Here is a 16,569-nt window from a genome sequence, read left to right as displayed (position 1 = left end):
CGCCGGGGGAACCGGCGGCGCTGCGCCACGTCCGGCCTACCAGGGCAGTTCGCGCACCTGCTGGACGCAGAGCACGACGAAGAGCAGCCCGGCCGCCCCGAGCATCACGTTGCTCAGCGGACCGTTGCGCCATTCGGCGGGCGTACGGGTGGAGTTGAGGAGCCGGATCAGGGTCAGCGCCAGGAACGGCATGAAGAACGCGCCGATCACTCCGTACACGATGACCAGGCCGAACGGCTGGTCCAGGAAGAGCAGCGAGATCGGCGGGAAGGTCAGCCAGAGCAGGTACGCGCGGAACGGCAGCGACCTGTCGCGGTCCGTGCCGGCGGGCACGAGGGCGGGCCGGTAGTGCGCCACGAAGTCCGCGAACATCAGGCTGACGCCGTGCCACACCCCGATGAGCGAGGTGAAGGAGGTGGCGAAGAAGCCGATCAGGAAGAGCTTGGCGGTGGCGTTCCCGTACCGCTCGGACAGGATGCCGCTGAGGTCGAGCAGACCCTTGTCGCCCTTGGCGAGCGCGATGCCGGAGGAGTGCAGCAGCTCCGCGCCGACGAAGAGCATCGCGACGACGAAGAGGCCGGTGGTGATGTAGGCGACGCGGTTGTCGAGCCGCATGACCTTCATCCAGCCGGTGTCCCGCCAGCCTTTGGCGTTGATCCAGTAGCCGTACGCGGCCAGGGTGATGGTGCCGCCGACGCCGCCGATCAGCCCGAGGGTGTAGACGAGCGAGCCGTCGGGGAGCACCGGGGCGAGACCGGCAAAGGCCTCGCCGAGGTGGGGCGTGACGCGGACCGCCAGATAGACGGTGACCACGAACATCACGCCGACCAGGACGGTCATGACCTTCTCGAAGACGGCGTAGCGGTTGAACCAGACGAAGACGAGACCGACCAGACCGCACAGCACGGCCCAGGCCTTGAGGTCCATGAGGCCAGGGAAGAGCGCGCCGAGCGGCAGGGCGCTGGAGGACATCGCGGCCGCTCCGTAGACGAAGCCCCAGACGACGACGTAGCCGACGAAGTAGACGGTGGTCCAGGCCCCGAGGCTGCGCCAGCCGTCGAACAGGGTGCGGCCGGTGGCCAGATGCCAGCGGCCGGCGGCCTCGGCGAGGAAGATCTTGACGAGGCAGCCGATGACGGCGGCCCAGAGCAGGGTGTAGCCGAACTTCGAGCCGGCGACCAGGGTCGCGACCAGGTCGCCGGCGCCGACCCCGGTGGCCGCGACCACGATGCCGGGGCCGATGTACCGCCAGGAAGCCTTGCGCGGGCGGGCATCCGCGTCACCGATGCCCCCCTCCTGAGTGATCTCCGCCATGTCCGACCGCCTTTCACCCGTCCGCTGTGATCTTCTGTGTGACCCAGGTCACCAAAGCGGGTGCGGCGCGGCAGCGCAAGAGGGCACATGGCCGAACTACTACTTGACCGGTTCATGTCACCGTCGGACGATGTGCCCGGACACCCCGCACAGCCTGTCGCACACCCCCACACTCCCCACCCAGGAGACAGCATGCGACTTCGAACCCGCGGAAGAAGGTCCGCCACCCTCGCGGCCCTTCTGGCGCTCGCCCTCGCGGCGCCGCTCTCCGCCGGCGCGTACCAGGCCGGAGCCGACTCCGAACCGACCCCCGCCGCCGAAGAAGTGATCCGCCAGTACGAGATCCACGGCCCGTCCACCGTTGCCGAACGCAGCGCGCTCGCCGCGACCGGTGTCTCGATCGACGAGGCCGACGCCCACAGCGTCGTCGTCAGCGCCAACTCGGCCCAGCTGCGCAAGCTCCGCGCGCTCGGCCACCGCCCCGAGGCGCTCCCGGCCCCGCCCGACCGGACGGCCAAGGGCCTGGCCGTCGAACCCTTCGACTTCCCCTCCGCCGACGCGAAGTACCACAACTTCGCCGAGATGAACGCGGAGATCGACCAGCGCCTCGCCCAGTACCCGAGCATCATGAACAAGCGGGTCATCGGCAAGACGTACCAAGGCAGGGACATCGTCGCGATCAAGATCAGCGACAACGTGGCCACCGACGAGGCCGAGCCCGAGGTCCTCTTCACCCACCACCAGCACGCCCGCGAGCACCTCACCGTCGAGATGGCGCTGTACCTGCTGCGCGAACTCGGCGCGGGTTACGGCTCCGACAGCCGCGTCACGAGCATGGTGAACAGCCGCGAGATCTGGATCGTGCCGGACCTCAACCCGGACGGCGGCGAGTACGACATCGCCTCCGGCTCCTACCGCAGCTGGCGCAAGAACCGGCAGCCCAACTCCGGCTCCTCGTACATCGGTACGGACATGAACCGCAACTGGGACTACAAGTGGGGCTGCTGCGGGGGCTCCTCGGGCTCGTTCAGCTCCTCGACATACCGGGGCGCGGCCCCCGAGTCGGCCCCCGAGGTGAAGGTCGTCGCCGACTTCGTCCGCTCCCGGGTGGTGGGCGGAAAGCAGCAGATCAAGGCGGCGATCGACTTCCACACGTACAGCGAACTCGTCCTCTGGCCCTTCGGCTGGACGACGGCGGACACCGCGACGGGCATGACCCAGGACGACCGCGACGCGTTCGCCACGGTCGGCCAGAAGATGGCGGCGAGCAACGGCTACACCGCCGAGCAGTCCAGCGACCTGTACATCACGGACGGGTCGATCGACGACTACCTCTGGGGCGCGCAGAAGATCTTCGGCTACACCTTCGAGATGTATCCGGCCTCGTCCTGGAACGGCGGCTTCTACCCGCCCGACGAGGTGATCGAGCGCGAGACGAGCCGTAACCGGGATGCTGTCCTCCAGCTCCTGGAGAACGCGGACTGCATGTACCGATCGATCGGCAAGGCCTCGCAGTACTGCGCCAGCTGACGCAGCTTCAGGGCCGGTCCGTCCCGATGCCCTCGGGACGGACCGGCTCCCGCGTTCTGCCTCAGTCCTCCCGGAAGACGATCCGGCGGTGGCCCCCGGCGCCCGGAGTCGCCGCCGCCATCGCCGCCCGGCCGGCCGGGACGGCCCGCTCGCGGCCCCACGCCCGGATCTCCTCGATCTGCTCGGGGTTGACCCTGCTCAGCGGAACGGTGTTGGCGAACGTGTCCAGGATGAGCGAGGGCTTCAGGTGCCCCGCGCCGCCGCTCAGGTGCGCCTCGACACCCACGTCGTGCAGCGCAGCCGCGATGTCCGAGCCCGCGAAGCCCTCGGACAGGTCCACCAGCCGGTCGAGCTGCTCCGCCTCTGGCTCCTGCTGGAGATAGAGGCGGTGGTACAGCTGGATGATCTCCCTGCGGTCCTGGGCGTCCGGCAGGTCGACGAAGAAGAGCTCGTCGAAGCGGCCCTTGCGCAGCAGCTCCGGCGGCAGACTGCGGACGTCGTTCGCGGTGGCGACCACGAACGCGCGGGAGTCCGACTCCTGGAGCCAGAAGAGGAACTGGCCGATGATGCGCTGCGGCACGCCCGAGCCGTCGTCCCGCCCGGCGAGCCCCTTCTCGATCTCGTCGATCCAGAGGATGCAGGGCGCGACCCGGTCCGCCATCGCCAGCGCCTCCCGGAACCGGCCCTCCGACTCGCCGAGGTACTTGCCGTGGATGCTGCCCATGTCGAGTCGGTAGAGCGGCAGTTGCCACTCATGGGCGATGGCCTTGGCGGACAGGGACTTGCCACAGCCCGGGACACCCACGAGCAGCACCCCGCGCGGCGGGCGCAGCTTCGTCTCCCGCAGGTCCTCGTGCATCAGCTGGTGCTTGACCTGGAGCCACTTGCGCAGGCTGGAGAGCCCGCCGATCGAGTAGTCCTCGTCCTTCAGCTGGACGCGCTCCAGGCCCGTCAGATCGCTGAAGATCCGGTCCTTCGCCTGGGCGAGACCGAGCACGTCCTGCTTCTCGATCGCGCCCTTGGCCGCCACGGTGGCCATCAGGTTGATCGCCTCCGCTTCGGTGACCCCGCGCAGGAACTCGGCGGCGCGGCGGGCGTCGCTCTCGTCCCAGCGGACCGGGATGTGACCCTCGTGGTCGGAGAGGAAGGCGCTGAGGATCTCGTACATCTCCTCCGGGTGCGGCAGGTCGAGGTGCAGGCTCATGCCGAGCCGCTGGAGTCCGCTCCAGATGGGGTTGTCGGTGATGACGACGATGCTGCCCATGTTGTTTCCGGCCAGTCGCGCCAGCTCGGACATGTGCCGGGCGACCGGGGTGTCCACTTCCAGGTCCGTCGGGTCGACGAAGACGACGGTGGCGTTCGCCCGGCTGGTGAACTGGGAGGCGGCGAAGTCCATCGCGCCGGTCAGCGAGCGGTCGTCGATGACCGTCGCGTTGGTACGCAGGTCCCGCAGGCCCGTGGCCCTGGTGTAGATCCAGAAGGGCAGGCTGCTCCGGCGCGGCTGGGTGGCGGCCTCCCTGAGCAGACGCAGGGCCCGCTCCTGCTCGATGGTGCGCATGCCGATGACCGGCACGCGCGCGGAGATGTAACTGTCGAGGTGCTGCAGACAATCGGCGTAGTTCGACATCCGGACCTTCGGGTCTCGAAGCGGGAAGAAGAGGGAAGAGGACGGACGGAGGGAGCGGGCCGGTGCTGGGTCAGTCGCTCAGGATCCGCCGGCGGGGTGTCGCGGCCGGATCGTAGGACCAGGCGTCGGCGGCGGCCCCGGGCCGGGGCGCCGACGACGGAGGCTGCGGCGGCTGCGGCGGCTGCGACAGGACGGCCGTGAGGGCGTTGTCGCGGAGGGTGCGGCGGCGCTCCTCGACCCAGCGGGCCCCGGGTTCGTCGTGGGCCGCCTGCTCGAGGAGCCGCTCCAGCTGTGCCTGGAGTTCGGGGATCTGCCGGTCCACCATCTCGGTCAGCCGCTCGCGCAGCCGTTCCGGAAGGCCGGGGTGGCCGGCCAGGTCCCTGATCGTGCGCAGCCCGGTCCGCGCCTGGGCCAGCTCGCGCCCGGCCGAGAACTCGTCGGTGGCCGCGTCCATGGCCCGGACCAGCGTGTCGGCCCAGGTCTGCAGCCGGGTGCTCAGGGCCTCGCTGAGGTGGTCGGCAAGCCGGGCCACCGTGTCACCGTCGTACGCGTCCGCCGGGATCGCGGGCAGCCGTGCCGGGTCCACCGGCTCGAACGCTGCCCAGGAGCGCAGGAACGTCACCCACTCCTCGTACGGGCCCTGGTGCCCCCAGAACCCGCTCACAGCCCGACGCCCGGCCGGCGCACCAGCGTCTCCCCGGGCGGCAGCGGCTCCCAGTCCGGGAGTCCCTCGACGACACGGCGCAGCCGGCTGGTCGACCGCTCCGTCGAGGCGGGCCGCTGGTTCCCCCACGGCGAGTCGGCGACGGGCCTGCGGACGGGCGGCGGCGGCACGGGCGCGGCCTGCGGCGTGACAGGCGGGACAGGCGCGCCGTGCGGCGGGACAGGAGGGGCGGAGGCGGCGCGCGGCCGGGCGGCGGGCTGGCGCGGTACCTGTGGGGTGCTCACCGGTGGTCCTCCTTCAGGACGGTACGGCCCTCGAACGGGGAGGCACCGTGGTGGGCGGTCTCGAGTGACGTGATGAGCTCGCGGCACTGGGCCTCGACGGCGTCGGCGGCGCGGAACTTCTCGTACCAGTCGGTCAGTTCGGCGGCGGCGCCGCGCAGCTGGTGCAGCGAGTCGAGCTTGGCCTGCTCCAGGAGCCTGCGGGCGTTGTCCTGGTGGTTCTGCGCGGCCTTGGCCTGCTTCTGGATGACCAGGCCCCAGATGCCACCGGTGACCAGGGCGGCCACGAGGGCGAAGGGGAGGCTGATCTGGCCGATGATGAACAGGATGCCGGCCACCACAAGGGCGGCGGGCAGCACCTTCTTCGCCATCGGGTAGGCGAGCGCCGCGATGAACGGCGCCATGTGCTGGTCCCAGTGCGCGGCGAGCGAGGCTTCGTTGCTTGCCAGCGGCTGGGTGAAGGAGCCCTGCCACGGGGGCAGTTGGAAGGTCTGCGCGCCGACGGAGTGCGTCGTGCCGAAGACCGCCTGGACGTCCTGCGGCACGGCGCCGCGCGTGTCACGGGTGAACCCGGTGTGCGCCTGGAAGAACCACTCGTGGCAGGCGGCGACCGCGAGCCGCTGGGTGGCTCCCGACGTGCCGATGGCCGAGGGGTTGAGCGCGGCGGCGCTCTGCACCGTCAGGTAGTCGAGCGTCTCCTCGTACGAGGCGGAGTCGGCGTCGGTGTCCTTGCGGGCCGAGTCGAGGTCACCGCCCAGCTCGACGACCTTCTTGTTGAAGGCGAGGTCGCGGCGGAGCGGCAGCTCGTCGTTGTCGTACTCCGAGACCAGCCGGTCGAGGATGTCGTCGACCGTGTCCTCAAGGCGCCCCGTCGGCTCGGGCTCCCGCTCCATGATCCCCCGGTACTTGTCCAGTACGTGCTGGTGTGTACGGGCGGCGGAGAGGACCCCGTCGAGTTCGGGCCACTGCGGGGAGAGGACGGACAGCTTCGGGAACTCGTTCTTCGCCGACGGGGCGCGCAGCGACTCGATCTCGTCGCGCCAGCGCTGGACCTGCCGGGCCCGGCTGTCCGAGTCCCCGGTCAGGAACTCGCGCCACTCGCCGAGGGTCTTGGTGAGCATCTCGCGCCCCTCCGGGCCGAAGGCGCCCTGCGCGATCGACTCCAGGATGACCGCGAACTCGCGTCCCAGGCGCGCGGGGTCCTGGGCGAGGAGGTAGTGCCTCAGCCAGCGCACCGCCCCCTGCCGCCGGTTCTGCCGGCGCAGGACGAGCGCGAAGAAGAGGGACGTACGCCCCGGGGAGCGGCGGAACGCCTCGTCGACCGCGCGCTCGCACAGGTCCCGGTCGTCGGACGACCAGGAGGCGAGCGCGACGAGGGCGGGGGCCAGCCAGTAGCGCGGGGTCTGGAGCATCAGCTGATCGCTGACCGCGCGGACGCTGTCCTCGGAGACGATGCCCACGTCGAAGGCCTGGAGCATGCCGACGGCGGTGCGCCGCACCGACTTGTGGTGGCCGTACTCGTGGTCCAGTTCGTCCTGGATGACGCCGATCCGGGTCTCGGCGCGCTGTACGTTCGCGATGAGCTGGGACGTCTGCATGAAGGCGAGGAAGTCGGCGCGCAGCTGCTGGAGTTCGCTGCTGGTCTGCTGCTGCCTGGCTTCCACGGACTGGACCTGGCCCGACACCGAGCCCACCTGTTCGCTGAGCCGGGCCACGAGGTTGCCGACCTCCCGCACCTTCTGGTGAAGGGCGATGTCCACGTCGACCATTGCGTCGGATCTCCGTTCGGGATGGGGAGTGCGGGTGTGCGAGGGGTTGTTCAGGGAGTTTCAGGGAGTTCAGGGACGGACGACGGTGCCGTCGGTGAGGACGGGAAGGATCAGTCCGTTGTCGTAGATCTCGATGTAGGCGTAGCCGTCGGAGCGCGCCAGCATCCTTGCCTGGGCGAAGGGGTCGGGCATCTGCTCGCCCGGCGTGAAGTGCTGGACGATCACATGGAAGAGGTTCAGGATGTGGTCGACGTAGGGCGGGCCGAGGTAGCAGCGGGCCACGAAGCCCAGGGGTACGGTGCCGTGGGCGCCCGCGTACTCCTCGCGGGCCCAGTCGGCCAACTGCGCCCGCGCGGCCTCGTCGAGACCGGCGTCGAGCCGGGCGACGGCCCCGCGCAGCCCCTCGGACCTGCGCTCGTAGAGCGCGCGCGCCGCCGGTCCGCCGGACGCGGCGCCCGGACGCGCGACGGGTCCTGCCGGGCCCGTGGTGAGCCGACGGGCGGGTCCGCTCCGGCGCACCTGACCGGGCGTCTCCGTCTCGCCGGACCGCACGACGCGTCGTGGTCGTTCGATGTGACCCATGTGTCCCCCGAATGACGTCTGTTCTGTCACCACTTCTGTCACCACTGGTCACGGGCGTGGCCGTGCCGCACAGAGGTGTATGACACCTCGTCAATAGTGATCGGTGAAGGCCATATTGTGGCGGCCGATTCCGGACTGCGCCCAGAACACGACCAGTTTCCGGCCGCCCCCGGCGATCCTCGACCTCCGACCTGCTGGAAGACTCTCCGTATGGGTTCGCTCTACGCACTGCTGGTGGGGGTCGACGACTACCCGCCCCAGACCGCCCCGCCGCTTCGCGGGTGCCTCAACGACATCGAGGAGGGCCGCCGTCTCCTCGAGGAGCGCGCCGCGGGCGATGTCGACGTCCGTGTCCTGCTCGACCACGAGGCCACGCGCGACGCGGTCGAGGACGCCTTCCGGAGCCACCTGGGCCGGGCGGGCGCCGGGGACACCGCGCTGTTCTGGTTCTCGGGGCACGGCACGCAGTCCCTCGCCACGGAGGAGACCCACCTCCGTATCGAGGCGACCGGACGGAACCAGGCCATCGTCTGCATCGACGGACCGCTGCTCGACAAGCGCCTGGGCGGGCTCCTCGACGAGGTGGCGGCCCGCGGCGCCCATGTCGCCGCCGTCCTGGACTGCTGCTTCTCCGGCGGCGCCACCCGGGACGAATTCGTCGCCCGCTACGCGCGCCCGGCCCCGGAGTGGGATCTGGACGACCCCGGCGGCACGTCGACGGCGCCCCGGGACGCCTCGGTCGGCGACGGGCAGGGCAGGCAGCTCCATGTGCTCCTTGCCGCCGCCCGCCTCAACCAGTACTCGTACGAGGGCGACTACGGCGGCCGGCGCCACGGCGCCTTCACGCACGCCCTCCTGGGTGCGGTGCGCGACGCGGGTCCCGACGTCTCGTACCGGGAGCTGATGGCCTCCGCCGACGCCCGGCTGCAGCGCTCCGGGGGGCAGCAGCAGCCGGTGCTGTACCCGGCGGAGTACGGAGGCATCGCCGACACCCCGTTCCTCGGCGGCGCGGCGGCCCGCCGGGTGAGTCCGCATCTGCTGCGCTTTGGCGCGCACGGCTGGGAGGTGGACTGCGGCGCCGTCCACGGTCTGGCGGAGGGAGCGGACGGCCCGGACCTCCCGGGCGCCGAGTTCACCGTCGTACCGGACGGCGAAACGGGTCACCTCCCCGTCCCCGCGCCCGCTCTCCGGGCGCGGGCGGTGCACACCGCGCACACCCTCGTCGAGCCCGTCGGCTGGACTCCCGTACCCACGCGCGTCTACCCGGTCGCGCTCTCCGCGCTGCCGCAGCCGCCCGCCACCGTGTCGCTCCCCGGCCCGGACGGACCGGGCGCCCACCTGTACGAGGCGGTCCGTAAAGCCGTCGCCGCCTCTCCCCTCCTGCGGGTGCTCGACGACCCGGCGGATGCGGGCGACCTCCACTTCCGCATCCAGGCGGAGGGCGACCTGGCCCATGTCCTGCGCCGCGACGGCACCCCGTTCACCGAGCCGCTTCCACTGCGGCGCCCCGAGGACGCCGCGCGGGTGGCCGACTGCCTCACCCACCTGGCCCGCTGGCACCAGATCCGCGATCTGACGCCAGGCCCCTCCCCGCTGGACGGTCTGGTACGGGTCGAGATCAGCCCCTGGGACGCACCGGACGACCGGCCGCTGACCCCCGACGGCAGCGGCGAGATCGTCTGCTCGTACGCGACGGGCCCGGCCGGCCTCCAGGAGCCCCGGGTCTCCATCCGGCTGCACAACCGCTCGGCCGACCGGACCCTGTGGTGCGTCCTGATCGAAATGACCGACCGCTACGCCAGTCATACGCTGCTCTACCCGGGGCACTTCATCGGTCCCGGCCGCACCGGGTACGCGTTCGACGGCGACGCCGTACAGCTCTCCCTGCCGCCGACCCGTCCCGCCGTACCCGGAGCGAGCGTCCGGGATTGGCTGAAACTGATCGTCGCCGAGAGGGAACTCAACACCGCCCCCTACCTGATGGATGCCTGGGACCCAGATCCGTGGGCGTCCGGCTCGCGGCCGCTGGGGCGCGTGAGCGGGCCCCGGGGCCGCTGGACGGCGCGCACCATCCCCCTCCGTACGGTCGTGCCTACTGGCCCAGGTGCGTGAAGCCCGCCCAGGCGCTCAGATCGTGCGGGTCGACCCGCCGGGCCCGCTCGGCGAGCAGCGGTGGCAGCCCGGCCGGCGGGCGGCGCTCCGGGTCCAGCATCCACAACTGGGCCCGGCGCAGGGCCTTCGCGGGCGTCTCCCCCTCCCGGCGCAGGAAGTGGTGGGTCAGGAACATCAGCACCGACGTCGCGTCGTCGGGCACCGGCCAGAGCGAGCCGATCACCGAGCGGGCACCGGCCACCAGGAACGCGGTGGCGAGGCTGTACGCCTCGTTGTGACCGCGCCCCGACACATGGCTGCGGCAGGCCGCCAGCAGGACCAGGCCGAGCCGGCTCCGGCCGGCTCCGATCGCCTCGGTCAGCTCCTCGGCCGCCAACTCCCCGCCGTGCAGGGACAGATGAGCCGTCCGGCGGGCGTCGCGGGCGATCGCGGCATGGCAGGCGAGATGGAGCACGCCGCCCTCGTCGGCACCGCCGTCGGCCAGCCACGCCACCACGTCGCCCGGGGTGCCGGGGCCGTCGGCGGTGCCGTCGGCCCGCCGCCCGAGGAACGTGCCCCTCGGGTAGAAGACCCGCTGCACGGCGTCGGCCTCCTCGCCCGCGTACGGCAGGTCTCCCGTCGGGTTCCCCACCACCAGGGCACGGCCGGTGTGCTCCGCGGGGGTGCGGGCCGCCACGTCGCACAGGAGCCGCGCCGATGCCGCGTACGAGATCTCCGCCTCGTGCACCGCGTAGCGACGGCGGCCGTCCGCGCCCTCCTCCCAGGCGGCGTGCCACGGGACGAGCCCGAGGGCGTCCATCGGCACGAGGACCAGACGCGGAACCCGATCCGGATCGGCGGGGGCGGCGAAGGCGTCGAAGAGCGGCCGGATGCCCGCGTACCAGGCCCAGCCGCCCAGCCGTTCCAGCTGCTGGCGGAGGGACGCGGCGCGCGGGACGGCGTGCCCTCCGCCGGGTACGGGCCCCAGATCGCGGCCAGCGCCCGCGGGCCCCTGGGCGTAGTCCCGCAGGGGTGCGGCGTCCTCCTTGAGGCGCGGAAGGGGCACCGCATGGACGTCGCCGCCGGAGGTGACGACCACCGCGGTCCCGCCCGCGTCGTCCGAGGCGGGCACCAGATAGACCAGGGCGTCCTTGCGCAGCGAGCGCAGCGCCGTGGCGATCTCCTCGACCGTGGGCGGGTCGAGGAGGCGGTCCTGGCTGCTCTCCGCGCCGGTGAGGGCGGAGAGCACGCGGCGGCGGAGCGTGCTCGGTATCGAGAGCGGTGCCTGCGCCGCGGCCAGGGGGTCCGCGGCGGGTTCCGCGGTGACACCCGTGGCGCGCCACTCCTCGGCCAGGTCCCGGTGGCCCGCCGCGACGAGCCGCTCGGGCACCTGGCGGGAGGTGACGGCGGCGTGCAGCACCAGGCCGCGGCAGGCGTCGAGGGCCTGGACCGCCTCCTCAAGGGCGTTGTCCCGCAGGCACCAGGCCGCGACCTCCCGTGCGGCCGAGGTGGCCTGGAGGGCGGCGTTCGTGGCGTGGTCGGTGCCGGACTGGAGCAGCGCGGCCCAGGTGTGGCCGCGCAGCGAGTCGAGGCCGACGTGGCGGCCCGTCGTCCGGTCGTCGCGCCGCAGCTCGTTGCGGGTGCGGTAGGCGCGGCCGAGGGCGAGCCCGGTGGAGGCGTACAGCCGGTGCTCGGGCCCGCCCACGCCACGGAAGGCGATCTCCAGGAGGGCGATCCCCTGGGCGAGTTCGCGCGACCGCGCGACCGGGTTCGGCTGCACGGAGGCGAGACCGCAGTGCGCCACGCCGAGGACGGAGGCGTACCGCAGCCGGCTGTCGGTGCCCTCGTCGACCATGTCGTGGGCTTCCCGCAGCAGGCCCATGGCCTCCTGCAACGCGACCGCGTTCCCGCTGTTCACCGCGCGCTGGAAGAGGGCGACGCCGTTGTCACCGAGCACCCAGGCGGCGTGGTCCCTCGGGAGCCGGCGTGCGGCGCGGCGCAGCTCGGTCACGGTGGGGCGGCCCGCGAGTGGCGGACCGGGCGGGGCGCCGATCCTGCGGGCCAGATCGTCGCGGCCCATGCGGGCGTTCTCGATCGCCGTCCACAGTTCGATGCGGGCGGGATCCTCGGGGTCGAGAGCGGCGTGCGTCTCCAGCATCCGGGCGAGATACCCGTCCGCCGCGCCGAGGTCACCGGCCTGGAGGGCCCGCTGCGCGTCGATGCCCGCCTGGTGGGCGTCCATCATCCGGCGCACGTACGGCGAGATGTCCGGGTCCTCGCGCAGCCGCTGCCATGTCGCGCCGGCCGCCTCCACGTCGTCGATGGCGCCCGCGGTCTGCCCGCGGTGGGTGGTGGCCATCATCCGGGTGAGGTCGATGGCGTTCCCCATCGCCGGCGTCGTGCCGGCGGCGGCCGAGGCGCGGGAGAGGTGGTCCATCACGTCGTCCGTGCCCGCGCCGCCGAGGCCGGTCATCTCCTCCCAGAGCCGTACCTGCGCGACACCGGCGTGCGCGCGGCGCTGCCAGTTCGGGTCGTCGTCCTCGACCTCCAGGACGCAGGTGATCAGCGCGGTCTTCTGCTCCGCCGTGATGTGGGTGCCGTGCGGGTCGAAGATCATCACATGGGACAGCAGCGCGAGCGCGAACTCGGCGCGTTTGCGGTCCGGTTCCATGCCGAGCCAACGCGCGTACATCTCGTCGAAGGCGGTCCGCAGCCGGGACGGATGGGCCGTCGCCTTGAGGAGACCGGGGAAGTCGTCGTCGGTCTCGCTGAAGTCCAGGAAGCTGCGCCCCTGCCCGACCTCCTCGAAGAGCCGCCGGTAGGACTTTCCCATCTGGGCCAGGCGCATCCCCTCGGGCACGTCCTCCGGGGACTCCGGGCGGACACCGTGGTCCTCCAGGGTGAGCCAGGCCCAGCCGCCCATCATCCGGGCCATGTCGCGCATGTCGTCCGAGAGTTCGTCGTCCTCCAGGACCAGAGCGGCCGCCCAGGTGACGTCGTGCAGTCGCTCCGGGTCCGGATCGTCCTGGTAGCGGCCCTGCTGGAAGGCCGCGAGGAAGAAGGCGGTCGCGGTGATCTTTCCGTCTCTGGCCGGCTGCCACCCCTCGACGGCCCGCCGCAGCAGGCCGATCGCCCGGTCCTGTCCGGCGCCGTCGCCCCGGACGCTCGCCCGCTCGAACAGCAGCCGCCCGAAGCCGTCGAGGTAGTGCGGCAGGAGCTGGTCGACGGCGTCCGGCTCGGCGAGCAGGCCGTTCAGCTCCACCTCGGCCGCGGCGCCCTGGGCCTGGTCCTTCCAGGTGGACCAGATCATGGCGCGGACGAAGGTGGCGCGGATCTCCGCCTCCCAGGCCCAGGAGGGCCGTTCCCCGGACCGCCGGGCTTCCTGGACCGCTGCCTCGAACGCCTCCCTCGCCTCCTCCAGGAGGTCCCGGCTGCCCGTCGCCCGCCCCTGGATGATCAGGGCCAGGCCGACGCTGTTCCGCACGAGCGGCAGGTCGCTGGTGGGCAGCGCGGCGTCGAGGACCGCGCGGTAGTGCGTGGCCGAGGCCGCGGCGTCCTCCACGTCGCCACCGCCGCCCGAGGCCCGTTGCAGATGCAGCCAGCCCAGGGCCTCGTGAAGCTCCACCTCGTCCTGGCTGCCCGGTTCGAGCAGCGGCAGCACCGCCTCGTGGAACGCGATCGACTCCACGAGGAGTTCGGCCCGGCGGCCGTCGCCGTCCTGTTCCGCGAGCCCCAGGACGCGCGTCTTCGTGCCGTTCGCGAGGAGTTGGAGGCCCATGAGGCGCTCCTGGTCGTACTCCTCGTCCTCGGGCAGCTTCGCGAACCCCTCGCGGACGAGGTCGAGGGCCTCCTCCAGCAGCTCGGGGTTCTCGTCCCTGTCGTACTCGCAGGCGCGCACGAACCCGTACCGGACGCGCCAGGCGGCCCAGAGGGCGGTGTCCCCCGGGGTATGGAAGGCCAGCTCGAACGCCTCGGCGGCAAGCGTCAGGTCCTCCGGCTCGCCGAGCCGTGCGAAGAGCACGGCGCTCAGCGCGCCGACGCGCGCACAGTGCTCGGGTGCCTCGGGATCGTCCGGCGCGGTACGGGAGAGGAGGTCGAGGTACGCGTCCCGCTCGGCGGCCAGTTCCTCGTCGGTGAGATCGTCGGTGGGTTCGAGGTCGGTCAAGTCCTGCTGTCCGTTCATGGTCAGGTCGCGAGCCTCACGTGGTACGGCTGGAGTACGGAGTCGAGCCACTCCTCGCCCTCGGGCGTGGAGAAGTCCACGGCCCCCTCGGGAACGGTCTCGATCGCGTCGGGCGGGCAGCGGTCGCCAAAGAGGACGACGGTCCGGTCGCCCGGCTCCCTCTTGGAGGACCAGATCAGCCCCTGCGCCCAGGGTTCGGTGTGCCGCCGGATCCAGTGCGCCCAGTCCCGCGTGTAGGCGTAGTCGTGCGCCTCGGTGTGGACGAGCCAGCTGTCCTGGTGCACGGCGGCCAGGTCGCGCGCGGACACCAGGGGGACGACGTCCAGGTCCGCGGCCAGCCGGAGCCGGGACAGCTTCCGCCGCGCGATGCTCACGCGGGGCAGCAGCCGGGGCCCGCCGGACGGGTCGAACGGCAGGGACCGCAGCAGCGTCTCGCAGAGCGCCGCCTCGGCGCCGAGACCCGCGTACAGATAGCCGTACGGGTCGCACGCCGTGCCGTCGAACCGCCCGCCGCCGTACAGGCAGTGGGCCGGCACGGGGTTGAACGCGGCGGCGTCGCGGTGGGCCGCGTGGACGCGGTACAGGATGGTGCCCCGCGACAGTGTGACCTTGCCGGGGGTGCCGGTCATCGCGGCCGGCGGCCGGTAGTGGGGCACGGCTACTCCCCTTCCATCAGGAGCAGTGCCAGGTCGGACAGTTGGCGCTCCCGGGGGCTCCCGAGGAGCTCGGCGGGCGCGGCGCCCAGCCAGGCGTTCGGGGACAGCCACCAGTCCGCCGCGCCCCAGGGGTCGCGGTCGGCCTCCAGGAGCCGGTTCACCTCCAGTACGGCCATCCAGGGCAGGCTCTCCTCGGCGAACTGGAACCGCGGCAGCCGCAGCACGCCTCCCGCGCCCCGCAGCCGGATCAGTTCGCGCGCGTACGGGTCGCCCCCGCGCCGCAGTACGGTGTCGGCGTTCAGCGCGGGCGCCGCGAGGAGCCGTTCGCGTACCGGTCCGAGTACGGGCCCGACCATGCGGTGCCCGTCGAGGACCAGGACCGCGAGGTCCTCCGCGCGGAACCCCCGGTAGACGTCGTCGAGGACGTCGGCGGAGAACCGCCCCTGCGCCTCGGCCTCGCCGAACTCCTCCGGCAGCCCCTCCCGCAGCACCTCGACGGCCGCCTCCACAGCCGCGTCACGGTCGCCCGCGTCCTGCGCGCGGCGCACGGCGGCCAGGTGCCCGGCCAGCCGCTCGCGCAGCGGTCCGTGGAGGCCGTCGACGACATGCTCCCAGTGGGCCGCCGCGGCCGCCAGCACGGCGTACGGATTCACGCTGTCCCCCTGTCGTGGTGGGTGGTCGGGGCGGTCGGGGCCGCGAGGGGTGCGAGGAGGCGCTCGATGAGATCCGCGCGCTCGTGGGCGCGTACGACGAAGTGGATCTCCCAGTCGTGGCGCCGGGCGAGCTCCGCCTCGACGGCCGGCCAGAGCGCGCCGAAGCTCTCCAGCGGGGTGAGCCCTCCCCGGCCGGCGCCGAGCAGCGGCAAGCACACGGAGGTGAGGGGCGGGTCGAAGCGGGGCGCCTCCTCGGCGAGCACCGCGAAGGCCCGCGCCACGCCCCGGGTGACGTCGGCCGGCTGGACGTCGTAGTCGTTGGTGCCGGGCCGGGGCTGGGCGACGGCCACGTGGTAGATCCGCCGCACGCCCTGGTCGGCGAGGGCTCCCGCCGAGGTGACGGCGACCGTCCCCGGAAGGGCCGCCCGACCCCCCGTTCCGCGCCGGGCGGCCCATTCCCCCAGCTCGTCGTGGATGTGGTCCTCGACGAGTCCCCCGGCCGGGTCCAGCCGTGCTCCGGCACGCCGGAGCGTGGCGGAGACGGACGATTTGTAGGGCGCGGGGAGGGCGAAATACGTGTTGGAGGGCGAGAGGACGACGTCGACGTCGCGCAGCAGATCGACGGAGTGGACGTGGATCCGCGCGGTCACCGGTTCGGACCGCCCGTGGATCCGCAGCCGCAGCGACCGGTGCACGGGGGCCAGCGGCCGTGCGGTACCGGCGTTCGGCCGGCCGGCGAGCACGATGATCTGCTCGGTGATCTGCCCGAGCACCATCAGCTCGTGGTGCTTGCGGAACCGCTCCACGCTGACCCCGTACACCTGGGCCGCCCGCCGTCGCCGGTCGGAGGCGGGCCAGTCGCGGGTGCCCTGCGCGAGGCCGAGGCTGTACTCGGCCGCGGCCTGGAGGGATCCGCCGCCGATCCGGGAGACCGCGGTCCGTAACAGCTGTTCGACACCGGCGGTGGATAACTCGCCTGCGATTCGGGTGAGTCCGGGCAGGGACAGCTCACGCAGCCTGACGACGCCCGCTCGCCTCACCTGTCTCACCTCCGCGAGGACCGATCCGTGTTCCGGCAGTTCCGGCACGAGGGAGTGAGCAGGCATGACGGCAAGCTTCGCACCGCCACCGCCCAGCTCACAAGCCTCGTTCTCTCCCCCTCCATTGCACCGGACCGCCCGGTCGGACACCGGCCGCTTCCGGGGCGGAAACGGGTCGG

The 16,569-nt window shown here is 72.4% G+C and carries 12 protein-coding genes; 2 read left to right on the top strand and 10 right to left on the bottom strand.

Features of this window, described 5'->3' with window-relative positions; translation table 11 throughout:
• Positions 1 to 36 precede the first annotated feature (36 nt).
• Positions 37 to 1,314, bottom strand: coding sequence for an Nramp family divalent metal transporter (locus ACZ4VI_RS07930; RefSeq protein ID WP_467997662.1), 1,278 nt, complete (start codon positions 1,312 to 1,314; stop codon positions 37 to 39).
• Positions 1,315 to 1,506: 192 nt separating this feature from the next.
• Between ACZ4VI_RS07930 and ACZ4VI_RS07925 the strand changes: the two genes are divergently transcribed.
• Complete coding sequence (locus ACZ4VI_RS07925) at positions 1,507 to 2,844, top strand: M14 family metallopeptidase (RefSeq protein ID WP_467997660.1); 1,338 nt, start codon at positions 1,507 to 1,509, stop codon at positions 2,842 to 2,844.
• 61 nt (positions 2,845 to 2,905) lie between these two features.
• Here the strand turns inward: ACZ4VI_RS07925 and ACZ4VI_RS07920 are convergent, their stop codons facing one another.
• The 5 genes from ACZ4VI_RS07920 to ACZ4VI_RS07900 form a co-directional block, all read right to left on the bottom strand.
• Positions 2,906 to 4,471, bottom strand: a complete 1,566-nt coding sequence (locus tag ACZ4VI_RS07920; protein WP_467997659.1) for an AAA family ATPase — start codon at positions 4,469 to 4,471, stop codon at positions 2,906 to 2,908.
• 70 nt (positions 4,472 to 4,541) lie between these two features.
• Positions 4,542 to 5,135, bottom strand: a complete 594-nt coding sequence (locus ACZ4VI_RS07915; RefSeq protein WP_467997658.1) for a hypothetical protein — start codon at positions 5,133 to 5,135, stop codon at positions 4,542 to 4,544.
• A complete protein-coding gene (locus tag ACZ4VI_RS07910) occupies positions 5,132 to 5,419 on the bottom strand; it encodes a hypothetical protein (protein WP_467997656.1) in 288 nt (95 codons plus the stop codon). Before ACZ4VI_RS07910 ends, ACZ4VI_RS07915 begins: the two co-directional genes overlap by 4 nt.
• Positions 5,416 to 7,185: a hypothetical protein gene (locus ACZ4VI_RS07905; RefSeq protein ID WP_467997655.1), complete on the bottom strand. Its 1,770-nt coding sequence runs from the start codon at positions 7,183 to 7,185 to the stop codon at positions 5,416 to 5,418. Before ACZ4VI_RS07905 ends, ACZ4VI_RS07910 begins: the two co-directional genes overlap by 4 nt.
• A 69-nt stretch (positions 7,186 to 7,254) precedes the next feature.
• Positions 7,255 to 7,767, bottom strand: coding sequence for a hypothetical protein (locus ACZ4VI_RS07900; protein ID WP_467997653.1), 513 nt, complete (start codon positions 7,765 to 7,767; stop codon positions 7,255 to 7,257).
• A gap of 210 nt (positions 7,768 to 7,977) precedes the next feature.
• Between ACZ4VI_RS07900 and ACZ4VI_RS07895 the strand changes: the two genes are divergently transcribed.
• Positions 7,978 to 9,879 carry a caspase family protein gene (locus ACZ4VI_RS07895; RefSeq protein ID WP_467997652.1) on the top strand — a complete coding sequence of 634 codons (1,902 nt, stop codon included), beginning with the start codon at positions 7,978 to 7,980 and terminating at the stop codon, positions 9,877 to 9,879.
• On the opposite strand, the gene ACZ4VI_RS07890 is transcribed toward ACZ4VI_RS07895, so the two are convergent.
• The 4 genes from ACZ4VI_RS07890 to ACZ4VI_RS07875 are packed head-to-tail and all read right to left on the bottom strand — an operon-like array spanning position 9,860 to position 16,456.
• Entirely contained in the window at positions 9,860 to 14,041 is a 4,182-nt protein-coding gene (locus ACZ4VI_RS07890) for a CHAT domain-containing protein (protein WP_467997650.1), read from the bottom strand. The two genes, ACZ4VI_RS07895 and ACZ4VI_RS07890, sit on opposite strands and share 20 nt — an antisense overlap.
• 2 nt (positions 14,042 to 14,043) lie before the next feature.
• Positions 14,044 to 14,697: an RES family NAD+ phosphorylase gene (locus tag ACZ4VI_RS07885; protein ID WP_467997648.1), complete on the bottom strand. Its 654-nt coding sequence runs from the start codon at positions 14,695 to 14,697 to the stop codon at positions 14,044 to 14,046.
• Positions 14,698 to 14,699: 2 nt separating this feature from the next.
• Positions 14,700 to 15,350 carry a hypothetical protein gene (locus ACZ4VI_RS07880; protein ID WP_467997646.1) on the bottom strand — a complete coding sequence of 217 codons (651 nt, stop codon included), beginning with the start codon at positions 15,348 to 15,350 and terminating at the stop codon, positions 14,700 to 14,702.
• The gene (locus ACZ4VI_RS07875) at positions 15,347 to 16,456 is read right to left on the bottom strand and encodes a macro domain-containing protein (protein ID WP_467997645.1); all 1,110 of its coding nucleotides are present in this window, start codon (positions 16,454 to 16,456) and stop codon (positions 15,347 to 15,349) included. The genes ACZ4VI_RS07880 and ACZ4VI_RS07875 overlap by 4 nt, the downstream gene beginning before the upstream one ends.
• Positions 16,457 to 16,569: the final 113 nt, after the last annotated feature.

The organism is Streptomyces sp. NPDC029169, from assembly GCF_055563935.1.
The sequence above is the reverse complement of the archived record's forward strand: the minus strand, read 5'-3'. Positions and strand labels throughout refer to the sequence as shown.